Annotated in this window: 17 protein-coding genes; 9 read left to right on the top strand and 8 right to left on the bottom strand. The window is 53.4% G+C overall.

Annotated elements, in window-relative coordinates; translation table 11 throughout:
* Positions 1-145 precede the first annotated feature (145 nt).
* Entirely contained in the window at positions 146-1,036 is an 891-nt protein-coding gene (locus OGV67_RS10750) for a diguanylate cyclase (RefSeq protein ID WP_024130343.1), read from the top strand.
* 332 nt (positions 1,037-1,368) lie between these two features.
* On the opposite strand, the gene mgtS is transcribed toward OGV67_RS10750, so the two are convergent.
* Entirely contained in the window at positions 1,369-1,464 is a 96-nt protein-coding gene (gene mgtS / locus OGV67_RS10745) for a protein MgtS (protein ID WP_000901367.1), read from the bottom strand.
* A 329-nt stretch (positions 1,465-1,793) separates the two neighbouring features.
* Between mgtS and OGV67_RS10740 the strand changes: the two genes are divergently transcribed.
* The 6 genes from OGV67_RS10740 to urtE all read left to right on the top strand — a co-directional run bounded on the left by OGV67_RS10740 (position 1,794) and on the right by urtE (position 8,629).
* Positions 1,794-2,897, top strand: a complete 1,104-nt coding sequence (locus tag OGV67_RS10740; RefSeq protein ID WP_110494271.1) for a cobalamin-independent methionine synthase II family protein — start codon at positions 1,794-1,796, stop codon at positions 2,895-2,897.
* A 263-nt stretch (positions 2,898-3,160) separates the two neighbouring features.
* Positions 3,161-4,432, top strand: coding sequence for an urea ABC transporter substrate-binding protein (urtA, locus tag OGV67_RS10735; RefSeq protein ID WP_012132435.1), 1,272 nt, complete (start codon positions 3,161-3,163; stop codon positions 4,430-4,432).
* Positions 4,433-4,476: 44 nt separating this feature from the next.
* On the top strand, positions 4,477-6,051 hold the full coding sequence (gene urtB, locus OGV67_RS10730) for an urea ABC transporter permease subunit UrtB (RefSeq protein WP_012132434.1): 1,575 nt from the start codon (positions 4,477-4,479) through the stop codon (positions 6,049-6,051).
* Positions 6,051-7,124, top strand: coding sequence for an urea ABC transporter permease subunit UrtC (urtC, locus tag OGV67_RS10725; RefSeq protein WP_115614803.1), 1,074 nt, complete (start codon positions 6,051-6,053; stop codon positions 7,122-7,124). Before urtB ends, urtC begins: the two co-directional genes overlap by 1 nt.
* The gene (urtD, locus tag OGV67_RS10720) at positions 7,124-7,921 is read left to right on the top strand and encodes an urea ABC transporter ATP-binding protein UrtD (RefSeq protein ID WP_024130341.1); all 798 of its coding nucleotides are present in this window, start codon (positions 7,124-7,126) and stop codon (positions 7,919-7,921) included. Before urtC ends, urtD begins: the two co-directional genes overlap by 1 nt.
* 9 nt (positions 7,922-7,930) lie before the next feature.
* The gene (gene urtE / locus OGV67_RS10715; RefSeq protein WP_012132431.1) at positions 7,931-8,629 is read left to right on the top strand and encodes an urea ABC transporter ATP-binding subunit UrtE; all 699 of its coding nucleotides are present in this window, start codon (positions 7,931-7,933) and stop codon (positions 8,627-8,629) included.
* A gap of 46 nt (positions 8,630-8,675) precedes the next feature.
* On the opposite strand, the gene ydeE is transcribed toward urtE, so the two are convergent.
* Positions 8,676-9,863 carry an efflux MFS transporter YdeE gene (gene ydeE / locus OGV67_RS10710; RefSeq protein WP_047457146.1) on the bottom strand — a complete coding sequence of 396 codons (1,188 nt, stop codon included), beginning with the start codon at positions 9,861-9,863 and terminating at the stop codon, positions 8,676-8,678.
* Between the two features lie 195 nt (positions 9,864-10,058).
* Between ydeE and eamA the strand changes: the two genes are divergently transcribed.
* The gene (eamA, locus tag OGV67_RS10705) at positions 10,059-10,958 is read left to right on the top strand and encodes an O-acetylserine/cysteine exporter (RefSeq protein WP_047457143.1); all 900 of its coding nucleotides are present in this window, start codon (positions 10,059-10,061) and stop codon (positions 10,956-10,958) included.
* A 32-nt stretch (positions 10,959-10,990) separates the two neighbouring features.
* Here the strand turns inward: eamA and marB are convergent, their stop codons facing one another.
* Genes marB through marR form a run of 3 tightly spaced genes read right to left on the bottom strand, consistent with a single transcriptional unit; the run spans position 10,991 to position 12,076 of the window.
* Entirely contained in the window at positions 10,991-11,209 is a 219-nt protein-coding gene (gene marB / locus OGV67_RS10700) for a multiple antibiotic resistance protein MarB (RefSeq protein ID WP_110494266.1), read from the bottom strand.
* A gap of 30 nt (positions 11,210-11,239) precedes the next feature.
* Positions 11,240-11,623, bottom strand: a complete 384-nt coding sequence (marA, locus tag OGV67_RS10695) for an MDR efflux pump AcrAB transcriptional activator MarA (RefSeq protein WP_024130339.1) — start codon at positions 11,621-11,623, stop codon at positions 11,240-11,242.
* 18 nt (positions 11,624-11,641) lie between these two features.
* Positions 11,642-12,076 (bottom strand): multiple antibiotic resistance transcriptional regulator MarR, encoded by a 435-nt coding sequence (gene marR, locus OGV67_RS10690; protein ID WP_012132424.1) that lies wholly within the window; start codon positions 12,074-12,076, stop codon positions 11,642-11,644.
* A gap of 250 nt (positions 12,077-12,326) precedes the next feature.
* On the opposite strand from marR, the gene OGV67_RS10685 reads away from it, so the two are divergent.
* Positions 12,327-12,992, top strand: coding sequence for a MarC family NAAT transporter (locus tag OGV67_RS10685; RefSeq protein ID WP_012132423.1), 666 nt, complete (start codon positions 12,327-12,329; stop codon positions 12,990-12,992).
* A 53-nt stretch (positions 12,993-13,045) separates the two neighbouring features.
* Here the strand turns inward: OGV67_RS10685 and OGV67_RS10680 are convergent, their stop codons facing one another.
* From OGV67_RS10680 to ptrR, 3 genes are all read right to left on the bottom strand, one after another.
* Complete coding sequence (locus tag OGV67_RS10680) at positions 13,046-14,239, bottom strand: sugar transporter (protein ID WP_012132421.1); 1,194 nt, start codon at positions 14,237-14,239, stop codon at positions 13,046-13,048.
* A gap of 164 nt (positions 14,240-14,403) precedes the next feature.
* The gene (locus tag OGV67_RS10675) at positions 14,404-15,348 is read right to left on the bottom strand and encodes an L-lactate dehydrogenase (RefSeq protein ID WP_049011690.1); all 945 of its coding nucleotides are present in this window, start codon (positions 15,346-15,348) and stop codon (positions 14,404-14,406) included.
* Positions 15,349-15,429: 81 nt separating this feature from the next.
* Positions 15,430-16,296, bottom strand: a complete 867-nt coding sequence (gene ptrR, locus OGV67_RS10670; RefSeq protein WP_115614802.1) for a putrescine utilization regulator PtrR — start codon at positions 16,294-16,296, stop codon at positions 15,430-15,432.
* Between the last annotated feature and the right edge of the window lie 60 nt (positions 16,297-16,356).

Raw genomic sequence — 16,356 nt, 5'->3', positions numbered from 1 at the left:
ACTTTTTTCCTTTATTACCACTTTAAAATCATAGCGTTATAGATTCTCCATTTCCTGGCTCGGCCTTCTATTAATAAATTGACATAAATTTGCTTTTGTACCGCTAGACTACGGTACATCAAGGATGTATGCCCAAGGAGTGGCAATGATTAAAAAAACGATAGAAATCGATACCATCTTGTTAGATCTGAACCAGTCTATTGATGCCCACTATCAGTGGCTGGTGAAAATGTTTCGTTGCACAGTGTCTGGCGATGTCAATCAACCCGATATTTTCGATATCAATTCTCACTGTCTGTGTCAGTTCAGCCAATGGCTAAATAATCATCCGGTACACGAACCTGAAGAAAAGGGCTTTGTTATCAAGATTATTATTGCTCATGAACACATGCACACACGAGGTCGGGAATTACTGCGGGCGATCGCGGAAAAACGTTCGGAAGATCACCATTTTGACCGTTTTCAGGAAGCGTTATTAGCATTTACCTCGGCGGTGATGGACTACAAAATATATCTGCTCAATATTCGCAGTAATATGGATATATTAACCGGATTACCCGGGCGCAGAGTCCTTGATGAATCTTTCGATCGTCAGCTTATTGATGCACAACCGCTTAATTTATATTTGCTGCTTTTTGATATTGACCGCTTTAAATTGGTCAATGACAACTATGGTCATCTGGTCGGTGATAGCGTGCTGCGCACCCTGGCGTCGAATTTATCCGTCTGGACGCGCTACGATGAAACGCCTTACCGCTATGGCGGGGAGGAGTTTGTGATTATCATCCGTACAAAAACGGATGAACAGGCCTGTCGGGCAGGGTTACGTATCTGCCAGCTAGTGGCGGATAATCCGATTAACTACCCTGATGGAGAACTTTCGATAACGGTAACTGCGGGCATTACCCAGGCGCAGCAGGGAGAACCGCTGGATGTCGTCATCGGACGCGCAGACAGGGCAATGTACCGGGGTAAACAAACCGGAAGGAATCGCTGCATGTTTATGGACAAAGATCAGCAAATCACGCGTGTGTAACATGAGCCGAACGGCACGCTCTTTACATAACCGGTTATTCACTGACATAAGTGTGCAAAGGGATGGAAACGCGAAACACCGGTTTTGCTGGTTTAGTTCTATGTTGTTTAACCTTCATTGATATTGCCTGTGTCAGGATGGTCAACGATCCGTTATCTGCGCAGGGAATTGCCTGATAACGCATAAGGTAAAAACACAAATCTATCCATGCAAGCATTCACCGCTGGTTTATCCGGCGGTTTTTTTTGTCTGTCTGCCGGGCGGGTAAAAAAATGGCCCCTTGTGCAGTTACGCTACAAGGGGCCTTGTCGGTGAGGAGCTATCTCCGTTCATTAATCATCCCATTTATGACTGAAATACGCGGCCAGAAAACCAGAAAATAAAATAATTCCCAGAACGGCCATGAAAACGTTCATATTACCCAGCATATAATGCCTCCTTTTATTTGTGTGTTTCCTCTCTTACCTTAATTCACCTCATGAGCACCCATAGTAGCAGATTAAATCTAAACAAATGCTGAATTAGGTGATTATTTCAACGTTAACGTCAGGATTTTTCCGGTATGGGATTTCAGACTATGAAAAAGCGTCACAAAACGATGAGGCAATGTGAATTTATTTCAAGGGTGATGAATTTTTCTCGGTTGTCAGTGAGCAGGTTGCATGTCATTTTTAGACGCATAGCCATCCAGAAGTCTAAACTTCAAATAATAAATTATCACGTCAGGCAACTAATGCCGGGTGAATGAGGAGATCACATGCAAAAACAACAGGCCCCGTTTCGCGCAGACATCGTCGGCAGTTTTTTACGCCCGGACACGATCAAACAAGCTCGTTTGCAATTTGCACGCGGTGAAATAACGGCGCAACAATTGCGTGCGGTGGAAGATGACGCTATCCGCACCGTTGTGGAACAGCAGTGTGCCTGCGGGCTGCATGTCGTCACGGATGGCGAGTTTCGCCGCGCCTGGTGGCATTTTGATTTCTTCGATGGACTGCAAGGCGTTGAACGCTATGACGCTGAGAAGGGGATCCAGTTTAATGGCGTGCAGACAAAAGCGCACGGCGTGCGCGTTACCGGAAAACTGGGGTTTGGCGATCACCCTATGCTGGAAGACTTCCGCTATCTGAAAAGCATTAGCGGTGCAGCCGAGCCCAAAATGACCATTCCATCCCCCAGCGTGCTGCATTTCCGTGGCGGGCGCAAAGATATCGATGCTACCGTTTATCCGCATCTGGACGCTTATTTTGATGATTTGGCTACCACCTGGCGCGATGCGATTCATGCTTTTTATGAAGCTGGCTGTCGTTATCTGCAATTGGATGACACCGTCTGGGCTTACTTGTGCTCCGACCAGCAACGTCAGCAGATTCGTGAGCGGGGTGACGATCCTGACGAACTGGCGCAGATTTATGCCCGCGTGATTAACCGTGCGCTGGAGGATAAACCAGCCGATCTGACGGTCGGGCTGCATGTTTGCAGAGGAAATTTCCGTTCGACGTGGATCTCTGAAGGGGGCTATGAACCGGTGGCGGAAGTGTTGTTCGGCACGGTGAACGTTGATGCGTTTTTCCTGGAATATGATAACGATCGCTCCGGTGATTTCGCGCCGCTGCGCTTTGTTCGGCCCGGACGTCAGCAGGTGGTTCTGGGACTGGTGACCACGAAAAACGGCGAGCTGGAAAACCCGGAAGGGGTGAAAGCCCGCTTGCAGGAGGCAGAGCGCTATGTCGCAAAAGAGCAGATCTGCCTTAGCCCACAGTGCGGATTTGCCTCCACGGAAGAGGGGAATACGCTGACGGAAGCCCAGCAATGGGGCAAAGTACGCCTCATCACCGAAATCGCCAGTCAGGTCTGGTAAGTTGCCTCTCTTTGTTACACAGCGTTGCACATTCGTAATGCAACGCTGTTTCATTCTGGATCATTTTCCTCGTTGTATTTCCCGCCTTGTGGTTTCCGATTTTCTTATTTCAGCCCTGTTGCTGGTTAATAAATTGATATTTATAGATATTTAAAAATCTGGCACCGATTTTGCCTTATCACTTCTGAACATCCTTAATTTGCACCATTTGCCCGTCCGGTTGCACCGGGACTTCCAGCAAGCTTAATTTCAGGAGTGAAACTATGCAGCGTCGTACATTATTAAAAGCCTTTGCACTGTCCGCCTCGGTGGTTGCGATGGGGCTGAGCTTTAGCGTTCAGGCGGCCGATACGATTAAGGTCGGCATCATGCATTCGCTATCCGGCACGATGGCCATTTCGGAAACCCCGCTTAAAGATATGGCGTTGATGACGATTGATGAAATCAATGCTAAAGGCGGCGTGCTGGGCAAAAAGCTGGAACCGGTGGTGGTTGACCCGGCCTCAAACTGGCCGTTGTTTGCAGAGAAAGCGCGTCAGCTGCTGAGCCAGGATAAAGTCGCGGTCGTGTTTGGCTGCTGGACGTCGGTATCGCGTAAATCGGTGTTGCCGGTATTTGAAGAGTTAAACGGGCTGCTGTTTTACCCTGTGCAATACGAAGGGGAAGAGTTATCACCGAATGTTTTCTATACCGGCGCAGCGCCAAATCAGCAGGCTATTCCGGCTGTCGAATATCTGATGAGTGAAGACGGCGGCAGCGCGAAACGCTTTTTCCTGCTGGGAACCGATTATGTCTATCCTCGTACCACCAATAAGATCCTTCGCGCCTGGCTGCATGCCAAAGGCGTCGAGGATAAAGATATTGAAGAGGTGTATACCCCGTTCGGACACAGCGATTACCAGACTATCGTCGCCAATATCAAAAAATTCTCTGCGGGCGGCAAAACGGCGGTGGTCTCCACCATTAACGGCGACTCAAATGTTCCGTTCTACAAAGAGCTGGCGAATCAGGGGATAAAAGCGACAGACGTGCCGGTCGTGGCATTCTCGGTCGGTGAAGAGGAGTTGCGCGGTATCGATACCAGACCGCTGGTGGGCAACCTGGCGGCGTGGAACTATTTTGAATCTGTCGACAACCCCACTAACCAGAAATTCGTTGCGGATTACCGGGCATACGCCAAAGCGCATAAGCTGCCGAATGCCGACACCGTCGTGACCAACGATCCGATGGAAGCGACCTATGTGGGCCTGCATATGTGGGCGCAGGCAGTAGAAAAAGCCGGCACGACCGACGTCGATAAAGTCCGCGAGGCGATGGCGGGGCAATCCTTCGCTGCGCCGTCTGGCTTTACCCTGACGATGGACGCCACCAACCACCATCTGCATAAACCCGTCATGATTGGCGAAATTGAAGATAACGGCCAGTTCAATGTGGTATGGCAAACCGACGAACCGGTTCGCGCCCAGCCCTGGAGCCCGTTTATCGCCGGTAACGATAAAAAATCAGACCAGCCTGTTAAAACCGCCAGCAACTGATCTTTTGCCCTCCTGCGGGAGGGCACATTCTGGAGAACACTTTCATGAAAGCCATGCGCTTTATTCGGGGTGTGTTGCTAATGACGTGGCTGGTGCCGTGGATCGTGCAGGCAACCGATGCCGATGTGTTTGTTGGCGCCAGCCGGGCGCAACAGGCGACGTTATTAGAACAATGGGCCATCACGCCTGAGGCGCAGCGTTTGCCTTTGTTGAACGCATTAGCGCGTGAGAATGTGCTGACTGATAGCGCAAAACACGCTTTCATTCGGCAGGGTACGCAGGTTCTGCCGCTTGGCGCTGTCGCCGCGCCCGATGGCGAACTGAAAAAGGTTCGTCTGACTAACCGTCTGCGAAACCTGGTCAGCGGGGCGTTAGCCACGCATCAACTATTAAGTGACAATGTCACGGAAAGAGCCGCTGCCGCCAGCCTGTTACAGCGGGAGGCCACGCCCGCGATGCTGCCGCTTTTACAGCAGCGGCTGGCGCAGGAAACGGAAAGCGAAGTGACATCACGTCTGGAGATTGCGCTGGCTAACCTGCAACTGGTGAGTCCTTCCGCTGACGTCCGGCGTCAGGCGATTGTCTTACTGGGGCAGTCGGGCGACCCGGAAACGCAATCACGCCTGCAACCCTTTACGGATGCTGAACATGAACCGGATGCGCGTGTTCGCGAGGCCGCGACAGAAAGCCTGAACGCAATCGCGCAGCGGATGGTGATTGGCGATCTCCTGGGGCAGGCATTTATGGGGCTGTCGCTGGGATCGATTCTGCTGCTGGCGGCCCTGGGGCTGGCGATCACCTATGGATTACTGGGCGTAATCAATATGGCGCACGGTGAAATGCTGATGCTTGGCGCGTACAGCACATGGATGGTTCAGCAGTTTATGGGGCAGTTCATGCCACAGTGGCTGGCGTTTTATCCCGTTGTGGCGTTGCCGGTTGCCTTCCTGATCGCTGCCGGAACTGGAATGGCGCTGGAGCGCGGCATTATTCGCCATCTTTATGGTCGTCCTCTCGAAACGCTGCTGGCGACCTGGGGGATTAGCCTGATGCTGATCCAACTGGTACGCATGACCTTTGGCGCGCAAAACCTGGAGGTTGCCAACCCTGCGTGGCTTTCTGGCGGGGTGCAGGTCTATGCCAACCTGACGTTGCCCTGGAACCGTATCGTGGTGCTGGGGTTCGCCATGCTGGTGCTGTTTTTCACCTGGCTATTGCTGAATAAAACCCGCCTTGGGATGCGCGTTCGCGCGGTAACGCAGAACCGCAGTATGGCGGCGTGTTGCGGCGTGCCGACGGGACGCGTGGACATGCTGGCGTTTGGCCTCGGGTCGGGGATCGCCGGATTGGGCGGCGTGGCCTTGTCGCAACTGGGCAACGTCGGGCCGGAACTGGGTCAGGGATACATTATTGATTCATTTTTAGTGGTGGTGCTCGGTGGCGTCGGACAACTGGCGGGAAGCGTGGCCGCCGCATTTGGGTTGGGTATCTTCAATAAGATTCTGGAACCGCAAATGGGCGCGGTGCTGGGCAAAATCGTCATTCTGATTGCGATCGTTCTGTTTATCCAGAAACGGCCTCAGGGATTGTTTGCGCTGAAAGGGAGGGTTATTGATTAATGACCATGCCAATGACATTAACACTGGCGCGTAGAGCGCCGCGTACTGTCCAGGTTTTTGGCCTTTGCCTGCTGGCGGCGCTGCTGATTCTGCCTTTTCTGGCGCTGCTGCCTGCGGATCACCCGCTGGCTGTCCCGGTCTGGGTGTTAACGCTGGCCGGGAAGATCCTCTGTTACGCCATTGTCGCTGTGGCGCTGGATCTGGTGTGGGGTTATGCCGGGATGCTGTCGCTGGGGCACGGTATTTTCTTCGCGCTGGGCGGGTATGCGATGGGAATGTATCTGATGCGTCAGGCTTCTGGCGACGGACTTCCCGCGTTTATGTCTTTCCTCTCCTGGAGTGAATTACCGTGGTTCTGGTGGGGAACGCAGCACTTCGCCTGGGCGATGCTGCTGGTCGTGCTGGTTCCGGGACTGCTGGCGCTGGTGTTCGGCTATTTTGCCTTTCGCTCAAAAATCAAAGGCGTCTATTTTTCCATTATGACCCAGGCGCTGACGTTCGCAGGCATGCTGCTGTTTTTCCGTAACGAAACCGGGTTTGGCGGCAATAACGGGTTTACGGGGTTTACCACGTTGCTGGGCTTTCCTGTTGCGGCGACCTCCACGCGCGTTGTGCTGTTTCTCGCGACCGTCATATTACTGGTGCTGGCGCTGTGTCTGGGGTATCTCCTTGCACGCAGTAAGTTTGGCCGCGTTCTGACCGCCGTGCGCGATGCGGAAAATCGCCTGATGTTTTGTGGGTACGATCCGCGTGGCTTCAAACTGCTGGTATGGACGCTCTCCGCTGTTCTGTGCGGTCTGGCGGGCGCTCTGTACGTTCCTCAGGTCGGCATCATTAACCCCAGCGAAATGTCGCCGACCAACTCTATTGAAGCGGCCATCTGGGTCGCGCTGGGCGGGCGCGGCACCTTAATTGGCCCGGTGTTTGGCGCAGTGCTGGTGAACGGCGCTAAAAGTCTGTTTACGGTGATTATGCCGGAGTACTGGCAGCTGTTTCTCGGCCTGATCTTTATTGGCGTTACGCTGTTTTTACCGCGCGGCGTCATTGGTCTGTTTCGCAAAGGAGAAAAATGATGCAACCGGATGACGGACTTTTTACCCGCCAGTTGCCGGGGGATCGTTTTCGCGATCAAACAGACCCGGTTCTGCAACTGGAAGGGATCAACGTCAATTTCGACGGCTTCCAGGCGCTGACGGATTTAACCCTGAACATTGGCGTAGGGGAATTGCGCTGCGTTATTGGCCCTAATGGCGCCGGAAAAACCACCTTAATGGATGTGATTACCGGTAAAACCCGGCCGCAAAGCGGACGCGCGATTTACGATCAGTCCACGGACTTAACTTCGCTCGATCCTATTGCGATTGCCCGCCAGGGCATTGGGCGTAAATTTCAGAAACCGACCGTGTTTGAGGCCCTGACGGTGGAGGAGAATCTGGAACTGGCGATGAAAGAGGATAAATCCGTCTGGGCCACGTTAAGAGCGCGCCTCTCGGGCGAACAGCGGGATCGCATTGACGAGATGCTCGGGTTATTGCGTCTGGGCGCGGAGCGTGGGCGTCGCGCCGGGCTGCTTTCGCACGGACAAAAGCAGTTTCTGGAAATCGGTATGCTGCTGGTACAGGAGCCGCACCTGCTGTTGCTGGATGAACCTGCGGCGGGGATGACGGACGCGGAAACGGAGTATACCGCTGAGCTGTTTCGCACTCTGGCGGGGAAACACTCGCTGATGGTGGTGGAGCATGACATGGGGTTTGTCGAAACCATTGCCGACCATGTTACCGTTTTGCATCAGGGGCGCGTGCTGGCGGAAGGGAGCCTGCGCGACGTCCAGGCCAATGAACAGGTTATTGAAGTTTACCTCGGGCGATAGGGAGGACGGATGTTACAGGTGAATGAACTGAATCAATATTACGGCGGCAGTCATATCCTGCGCGGGGTAAGTTTTGAGGCCCGCATTGGCGAAGTAACCTGTTTGCTTGGGCGTAACGGCGTGGGAAAAACCACCTTACTGAAGTGTCTGATGGGGTTAATCCCGGCACGCACCGGCAATGTGATCTGGCAGGGGAAGAACATCACCCAGCGTAAACCGCATCAGCGCGTGCGGGCTGGTGTCGCCTATGTGCCGCAAGGGCGGGAGATTTTTCCTCGCCTGACGGTAGAAGAAAACCTGCTGTTGGGGCTGTCGCGTTTTTCCGCCCGCGATGCAAAACAGGTGCCGGATGATATTTACGCGCTTTTCCCGGTGCTTAAAGAGATGAAGCACCGGCGAGGGGGCGATCTTTCCGGGGGGCAACAGCAGCAGCTGGCAATTGGCCGGGCGCTGGCCTGCCGTCCTCAGCTGTTAATTCTGGATGAACCGACCGAAGGGATACAGCCGTCGGTGATCAAAGAGATTGGGCAGGTGATTTCACATCTGGCGCGTCAGGGGGATATGGCGATTTTGCTGGTGGAGCAGTTCTATGATTTTGCCGCCCAACTGGCGGATCACTACTTACTGATGTCGCGGGGAAGCATTATTCAGAGCGGCAGGGGCGAGAATATGGAAGCGGAGGGCGTTCGCGGGCTGGTCGCGATCTGAGTTCCGGGACTGCACCGGACGTTATCCGGCACAGTCTGGCGTGCCGTCAGCACATTGCGGGCTGCCCCCAGGGTCTGGCCCGCATCCCTTTTAGCATCAGCGCCCAGGCAAGAATAATCGCAACGATCAGCACCGCAAACAGGGACCAGGCGGGCAAGGTGGTGAGGATCACGCCGCTGACCAGCGGGTTGACCGCCGCGCCGAGCCAGCCAAGCGACTGCGCTGAGAAGTAGCTTGCTTTCATCCCCGCCGGAGCAATGTTATCGATCAGCATATATTCGCCCGGGGCATAAATAACCTCGCCAATGGTGAATACGGCGGCGGAGAGCCCCCAGAGCAACAGGCTGTTTCCTGAAATCATAAAACCAACCAGCCCAGCCACGAAACAGATTGTGCCGGCCGCCATCAAGGGTCTGATATTTGCGGTCGTTAACCGACGGCCTACGGCATATTGCAGACTGACGACAATCGCCGCGTTGACGGGGAGTACGACAGCCACCACTTTTTCGGCAAAATTACCGTTCGCGACGACCATGACATACTGGGAAATACATGAGGCGAACGCGCCGCTGACAAATGACGCCAGGAAGGCCGACAGGGTAAACCAGAGCAGGGCTTTATCGCGTAACAGCACAGATGGCGACCAGACTGACGCCGTTGTTCCTTCAACGGGCGTCTCTGCGCGCTTCACCCAGGTCTGGATAAACACCAGCGGGAAAGCAGAGCAAATGGCCGCAAGCCAGAACGGCAGGTTGATGCTTTGCATGACCAGCAGGGTGCCAAGCGGCGGCCCGACGGTCCAGCCAATATTGAGCACGGTATAGTTGAGGGAAAATATTTTGCTCCTGGTTGTGGCGGAAAGATTGTCGGCAAACCAGGCTTTCAACACGGTGGCAAAGACGGAGTAGGCGCAGTTTATCAGGGCGAAAAGCAGCACCACCAGCGTGACGCTGTGCACCAGGGGGATGGCGATAAAGCCCAGCAAGAACGCCGAAATTGCCAGAAGCATATAGCGCTTTTTATCGAACTTATCCGCGAGGATGCCGAAACCCAGGCTGAAAATCACGCCGATGGTTAACGCTACCGTCATGGCATAGCCGATCAGATCGACGCTCAGATCGTACTGGCGGTTAAGATAGATCGTCATGAAAGGAAGCGTGGCGCCGCGCCCAATGGTCAATAACAGTGATGAGGCGAGTAAAGCGAGGGTGGAGCGTCTCAGCGTTGTGTTCATTTTCCTGCCCGACAATGCGTTTCATTATATTTATTGGTGATTTAAAGCAATAGCACGGCAAAAGTGTGATGTATACCCGGGATGTTGTTCGAAAATGCTCATCCCACCCTACCTGAATTAATGATCTGTTCCGGGGCGATGATTTCCGTTAACTTAACTTGTTTACAAAAATTTAATATTTGCAGGGGCCGTGGTATGTCGCGTAAAGACGGGTTATTGGCGTTACTGGTCGTGGTGGTGTGGGGGCTTAACTTTGTCGTCATCAAAGTCGGGCTGCACAATATGCCGCCGCTGATGCTGGCGGGATTACGTTTTTTGCTGGTCGCGTTTCCGGCCATCTTCTTCGTTGCGCGCCCGAAAATCCCGCTGTCGCTGTTACTCGGCTACGGCCTGACCATCAGTTTTGGTCAATTCGCGTTTCTCTTTTGTGCGATTAAATTCGGAATGCCTGCCGGGCTGGCGTCACTGGTGCTACAGGCGCAGGCGTTTTTTACCATCGTACTGGGCGCGTTTGCGTTCGGCGAGCGCTTGCAGGGCAAACAGGTGGCCGGTATCGCGCTGGCGGTGTTTGGCGTTCTGCTGCTGATAGAAGCCAGCCTCAATGGGCAACATATTGCGATGCTCGGGTTTATGTTAACGCTGGCGGCGGCGTTCTGCTGGGCGTGCGGGAATATTTTCAATAAGAAGATCATGCAACATGCCACTCGCCCGGCGGTGATGTCGCTGGTGGTCTGGAGTGCGCTGATCCCGATTATTCCCTTCTTTCTGGCCTCTTTGATTCTGGACGGTTCTGCGCAGATGGTTCAGAGCCTGATCGCGATTGATATGACGACGATTTTATCGCTGGTGTATCTGGCGTTTGTCGCCACGATTGTCGGTTACGGGATCTGGGGAACGTTGCTCGGACGCTATGAAACCTGGCGCGTGGCGCCGCTGTCTTTGCTGGTGCCGGTCGTGGGGTTGGCCAGCGCGGCCGTGTTGCTCAATGAGACGCTTACCGGGTTACAGTTTCTTGGCGCGGTGCTGATTATGGCGGGTTTGTACATCAACGTGTTTGGTTTTCGGCTGCGCAAAGCGGCGCAGGTAAGGGGATAAAAAAAGCCCCGCAGTGGCGGGGCAAAAACGAATTACAGGCTGTGTCCGTTGTAATACGGTACGCCTAATTCGTCGGATTTATCGCTTCCCGCACCCATATGATTGAAATCGAATGGCGACTGATCATGCGCAGACGGCATGACCATCGCATCGCGATTATTTTGTGTTCCAGGTTGTGCGGTTTGCTCCGCAATGCTTGGGCCAGAGACGACAAGCAGCACAGCCAGCATTGCGGAAGACAGAGATTTCATGATTTCCTCGATTACGTCATTAACAGGCGATTAGCAATTACAATGGTTGAGTGGATGCAAATACCGGGATTCGCCATGCATATTGGTAATACGGTACTTATGCGGTGGAACGTCGAAATAGTTTTTAAATGTCCGGGTCAGCGTCTGCTGTGACTCAAAGCCATAACGTTCCGCCAGGTACAGGATCGGTTCGTTACTTTCTTTTAATTTCTGGGCTATTTCAGTCATTTTGCGACTGCGGATGTACTGGCCTAATGAGTGACCGGTCTCTTTTTTAAACATCCGTTGCAGGTGCCATTTGGAGTAACCTGAACGCTCTGACACTTTTTCCAGTGAGAGCGGCGATTCCAGGTTATCTTCGATCCAGTCCAAAATGCTATGAATGGTAATAGCGTCAGTATTGCGTCTGGACATCGTCATACCTCTTTCTGTTTACGGCAGGATTTTCTTAAGCAAAAGCTCAAGTGTTGCCACTTCATCCGCCGTTAAGTTTTTTGTTAGTTCCTGGTGCAGGTCTTGTCCTACTAACTGATGACATTGCTCACAAATTGCCGCGCCGTGTTCGGTGAGTTTCACCAGCACGCCGCGTTTGTCATGTGGATTTGGCAGTCTTTCGATCCAGCCTTTACAGACCAGCCGATCAAGCATGCGCGTCAATGCGCCGAGATCGACAGACAGCACTTTCTTCAGCTCGACCGGGGTAATGCATACCGCGCAACGGATAGAACAGAGCACCTTAAACTGCGATGCGGTGATATCCAGCGGCGACAGATAGTCGTTCAACAGACGATCTTTTTTCTGATTGACCATGTAGATCAAGCGACCCAGCGGGATGATTTCGTTGAATAGGTCACTGGTGCTTTTCACAATGGTTGCCCCGGCAAGTAGTTAGTCACGGCAGATACTATTGCCCAGGCAAATATAAGTCAATCGAATGAATAAGGGGATGCCACGATTTGCTAAAACGCGTCAGTGCAGGGGCTGCATCACGGGGTAATTTATTAATAATAATTACTGGTTATGCTTATTCGACATAATGAATGCTTAATGGCGAAACGCCGCGTTTTCCCTTTATACTTGCCGCTTACAACGAGCTTGATGGGGAAGAGATGGCATTATGATGGATTTGTTTAAAGCGATAGGGCTTGGGCTGGTTGTCCTGCTGCCTTTGGCGAACCCGCTAACCACGGTGGCGTTGTTTTTAGGCCTGGCCGGTAATATGAACAGCGCGGAGCGTAACCGTCAGTCGCTGATGGCCTCCGTGTATGTGTTCGCCATCATGATGGTTGCGTATTACGCCGGTCAACTGGTGATGAACACCTTTGGAATTTCCATCCCCGGTTTGCGCATTGCGGGTGGGCTGATTGTCGCCTTTATCGGCTTTCGGATGTTGTTCCCGCAGCAGAAGGCGCACGAATCGCCGGAGGCGAAAAGCAAGTCAGAAGAGCTGGAGGATGAGCCTTCCGCCAATATCGCTTTTGTTCCGCTGGCGATGCCGAGCACCGCAGGGCCGGGGACGATCGCGATGATCATCAGTTCGGCCTCTACCGTACGTCACGGCGTCGATTTTCCCGGCTGGGTTATTCTGGTGGCGCCACCGCTTATTTTTCTGGCGGTGTCAGTGATTCTGTGGGGTTCTCTGCGCAGCTCAGGGGCGATTATGCGCCTGGTCGGCAAGGGGGGAATTGAAGCTATTTCCCGCCTGATGGGCTTCTTACTGGTCTGTATGGGCGTGCAGTTTATCATTAACGGCGTGCTGGAAATTATTAAGACTTACCATTAAGTAAGGATTCCCCCCGAAAGTCTCAGTAGTATTCAGTCGGGGAGAACTTATCCTCAATGCTGCGGCTGCTCTTCCAGCGAAACAGGCCAGCGGCGAAAGATAATGATCGACCACACCAGCGCCGCCAGGGCTGGCACTGCGCCGACGTAGCCAATAGTGGACATCGACCAGTGTAAACTCACCTGATTCCCCACCAATGCGCCAGCGCCAATGCCAATATTAAAAATGCCTGAGAACAGCGCCATTGCCACATCGGTGGCGTCCGGCGCCAGTGCCAGGACTTTCACCTGCATCCCCAGGCCTATCACCATAATGGCGATGCCCCAGAAAATACTCAGCACGGCAAGATGGCTTTCGCTGTCTGCTGCGGGCAGCAGGAGCATCAGGCAAATCACCAGCAGCATAATGGCAATGCTGATAAGCGGCGAGGCGTACTGATTACCCAGTTTGCCGAATACCACGCTGCCGATAATCCCGGCGCCGCCGAGGATCAGCAGTAATACCGTGGCAAAGTTTGCGCTCAGACCCGCCACCGTTTGTACAAACGGTTCAATATAGCTGTATGCCGTATAGTGTGCGGTGACCACCACGACCGTCAGTAAATAAATACTCATTAGCGCCGGGCGACGGAACAGCAGCGGCAGGCTTTTTAGTGACCCAGAATGTTCGCTGGGCAATTTCGGCAGCAGTTTGATCAGGCATACCAGCGTGATTAACGCCCCTATACCAATGGCGAAGAACGTTGTTCGCCAGCCGAAGTATTGACCAACGATACGCCCGATAGGCAGCCCCAACACCATCGCCAGCGCGGTTCCGGTGGCGATCAGACTCAGTGCCTGCGCACGTTTGCCTGGCGGCGCAAGGCGAATGGCCAGCGAAGCGGTAATAGACCAGAAGACGGCGTGTGCAAATGCGATCCCGATGCGGCTGATCACCAGCACGGTAAAATTCCATGCCAGGAAGGAGAGCACATGGCTGGCAATGAAGAGAACAAACAGGCAGATTAGCAGCTTACGCCGCTCAACCTGACTGGTCAGCAACATAAAGGGCAACGACATCAGCGCCACAACCCAGGCATAGATCGTCAGCATAATCCCGACCTGCGCGGTCGGCATAGCAAAACTCCGGGCGATGTCCGACAGTAAGCCAACAGGGACAAACTCTGTGGTATTGAAAATAAAAGCGGCAATAGCAAGCGTAACTACCCGTAGCCACGCGACCTTGCGGGAAACAGTGTTTGTTGTCATAAGAGTAAATCGGGTTAGTTGCGAAAAGGCGAGGTCACGATCTTAAAACGTTTGCTGGCGAAAATACAATCATTTTGTGATGTATGTCTCATTATCGTTGATGAGCCGATTGATGAAACAAACGGAATAGCGTCCGGGTATGGAAATCATCCCGGACACCGTATTCAGGGGAGTTTTGCGATATTCGCTTTGATGACTTCGGCGGAGTATCTGAATTTCGCCAGCTCATCATCGGCTAACTGTAATTCGATAATTTGTTGAACACCGCTTTGAGTCAGCACCGCCGGTACGCCGATGGCGACGCCGTCAACGCCGTATTCCCCCTCCAGTACGCAGGAGATGGCCAGCGCCCGATGGCTTCCGGTGAAGACGTTCCGGCAAATTTCCGCAATGGTTCCGGCAATACCATATTCAGTGCAGCCTTTGCGGTTATAGATTTCAAACCCATGTTTGCGCACTTTTTCCGCCATCGCCTCGACGTCCAGGATTTTACCCGTACGGCGTTGATAAACATCCGCAATCGGAGAACCGTAGACGGAGGAGTGGGACCAGACCGGGAATTGCGTATCGCCATGCTCCCCCAGAATAAAGGCATCGATGCTTTGCGCGCCGATATCCAGTTCCTGCGCCAGCGCGCGCCGCAAACGGGTGGTATCCAGCCAGACGCCGGTGCCGATTACCTGGCTGCGCGGCAGGCCTGATAGCGTCCATACCTGCCAGGTAATGATATCGCAAGGATTGGTGGCGATAAGAAAGATGCCGTTAAAGCCGCCATCCATCATTTCCGGCACGATCTTTTGTACAATCCGCGCAGTGTTGTTCAGCTCATCAAGCCGTGTTTGCCCAGGTTTTAATGCGCCGCCGGAAACGGTAATCACGGCGATATCGACATCGGCGCATTCACGCGCCTCCCGGGTGGAAATGGTCATCATCCCCGGCATATAGGCCGCTGCGTCGGCGAGATCCAAAGCATGGCCTTCCGAACGATCTCTGTTCAAATCGACCAGAATCAGTTCTTCACAAATATTCTGATTGAGCAGAGCGTAAGCTGCTGATGCGCCAACATTACCTGCCCCAATGATCATCACTTTACGCGCTTTGGTGTTCATGACTGTTCCATATCCGTTTTCGTCTTACGCAGTATAAAACGCTTCTCCCGGCAGGCGTAGCCCCAAACCCATAGGATAATGCTATGGCTGCGGGGACGGATTCAGCAGGGCGATAAACGCGTCCAGTTGACGGGTCATTGCCCCGCGACGCCACACAAGCCAGGTGTCCAGCCATCGCCACTCTTCGCTCAACGGCCAGGCTTCGACCTGATGATGCCCGGGCATACTTTCCAGCATGGTACGAGGGATCAGCGCGATGCCCGCTCCGGCGATAACGCACGCCAGCATGCCGTGGTACGACTCCATTTCATGAATGGTGCCGGGCATCGCGCGATCGGCATGAAACCAGCTTTCAAAGTGACGGCGATAAGAGCAGTTTGCGCGAAAGGCGTAGATATTGCTGCCATTCACGTCTTTTGCCCGCCGTACGGGGGAATGCCCATGAGGGGCGACAATCATCATCTCTTCACGGTATACCGACATACCTTCAAGACCCGGATGAGTAATCGGGCCATCAACAAACGCTGCGTTAAGTCTGCCTTCCAGAACGCCTTCGAGCATTGTCCCGGAAGGCCCGGTAGAGAGGGCGAACTGAATTTTGGGGTAACGCTGATTGTACCCGGCAAGCGTGGCCGGGATGCGTACCGCTGCGGTGCTTTCCAGTGCGCCGAGTGAAAACAGTCCCTGAGGTTCATCACCAGCAACCACCATTCGCGCTTCATCAACCAGCGCCAGGATCTGCTGGCTGTAGCGCAGAAAGTTATGTCCGGCGGGCGAAAGGCGCAGCCGCTGACTTTCACGAATAAACAGATCCACGCCAAGATCGGCCTCAAGCTGGCGGATTCGCGTAGTGAGGTTCGACGGGACGCGATGCACCTTCGCCGCCGCCTGCGTAATACTGCCAGTTTCGGCCACGGCATTGAACATTTCCAGCTGAGTCAGATCCATAGTTTTCTCTTTTTGTGAACGCAGTGCTTAATATTATTCATTTTTCAGAAAGAGTAAATG

Source organism: Citrobacter sp. CK188 (assembly GCF_030333525.1).
Classification (GTDB): domain Bacteria; phylum Pseudomonadota; class Gammaproteobacteria; order Enterobacterales; family Enterobacteriaceae; genus Citrobacter_B; species Citrobacter_B koseri.
This window is presented reverse-complemented; position numbering and strand designations above follow the sequence as displayed.

What these genes read in the sequence shown, in the direction of transcription:
- ptrR (WP_115614802.1), bottom strand. Translation starts at nt 16,296, where the DNA reads ATGGATCTGACTCAGCTGGAAATGTTCAATGCCGTGGCCGAAACTGGC.
- OGV67_RS10740 (WP_110494271.1), top strand. Translation starts at nt 1,794, where the DNA reads ATGCAAAAACAACAGGCCCCGTTTCGCGCAGACATCGTCGGCAGTTTT.
- urtB (WP_012132434.1), top strand. Translation starts at nt 4,477, where the DNA reads ATGAAAGCCATGCGCTTTATTCGGGGTGTGTTGCTAATGACGTGGCTG.
- urtC (WP_115614803.1), top strand. Translation starts at nt 6,051, where the DNA reads ATGACCATGCCAATGACATTAACACTGGCGCGTAGAGCGCCGCGTACT.
- marB (WP_110494266.1), bottom strand. Translation starts at nt 11,209, where the DNA reads ATGAAATCTCTGTCTTCCGCAATGCTGGCTGTGCTGCTTGTCGTCTCT.
- urtE (WP_012132431.1), top strand. Translation starts at nt 7,931, where the DNA reads ATGTTACAGGTGAATGAACTGAATCAATATTACGGCGGCAGTCATATC.
- OGV67_RS10750 (WP_024130343.1), top strand. Translation starts at nt 146, where the DNA reads ATGATTAAAAAAACGATAGAAATCGATACCATCTTGTTAGATCTGAAC.
- urtD (WP_024130341.1), top strand. Translation starts at nt 7,124, where the DNA reads ATGCAACCGGATGACGGACTTTTTACCCGCCAGTTGCCGGGGGATCGT.
- ydeE (WP_047457146.1), bottom strand. Translation starts at nt 9,863, where the DNA reads ATGAACACAACGCTGAGACGCTCCACCCTCGCTTTACTCGCCTCATCA.
- urtA (WP_012132435.1), top strand. Translation starts at nt 3,161, where the DNA reads ATGCAGCGTCGTACATTATTAAAAGCCTTTGCACTGTCCGCCTCGGTG.
- OGV67_RS10685 (WP_012132423.1), top strand. Translation starts at nt 12,327, where the DNA reads ATGATGGATTTGTTTAAAGCGATAGGGCTTGGGCTGGTTGTCCTGCTG.
- OGV67_RS10680 (WP_012132421.1), bottom strand. Translation starts at nt 14,239, where the DNA reads ATGACAACAAACACTGTTTCCCGCAAGGTCGCGTGGCTACGGGTAGTT.
- OGV67_RS10675 (WP_049011690.1), bottom strand. Translation starts at nt 15,348, where the DNA reads ATGAACACCAAAGCGCGTAAAGTGATGATCATTGGGGCAGGTAATGTT.
- mgtS (WP_000901367.1), bottom strand. Translation starts at nt 1,464, where the DNA reads ATGCTGGGTAATATGAACGTTTTCATGGCCGTTCTGGGAATTATTTTA.
- eamA (WP_047457143.1), top strand. Translation starts at nt 10,059, where the DNA reads ATGTCGCGTAAAGACGGGTTATTGGCGTTACTGGTCGTGGTGGTGTGG.
- marA (WP_024130339.1), bottom strand. Translation starts at nt 11,623, where the DNA reads ATGTCCAGACGCAATACTGACGCTATTACCATTCATAGCATTTTGGAC.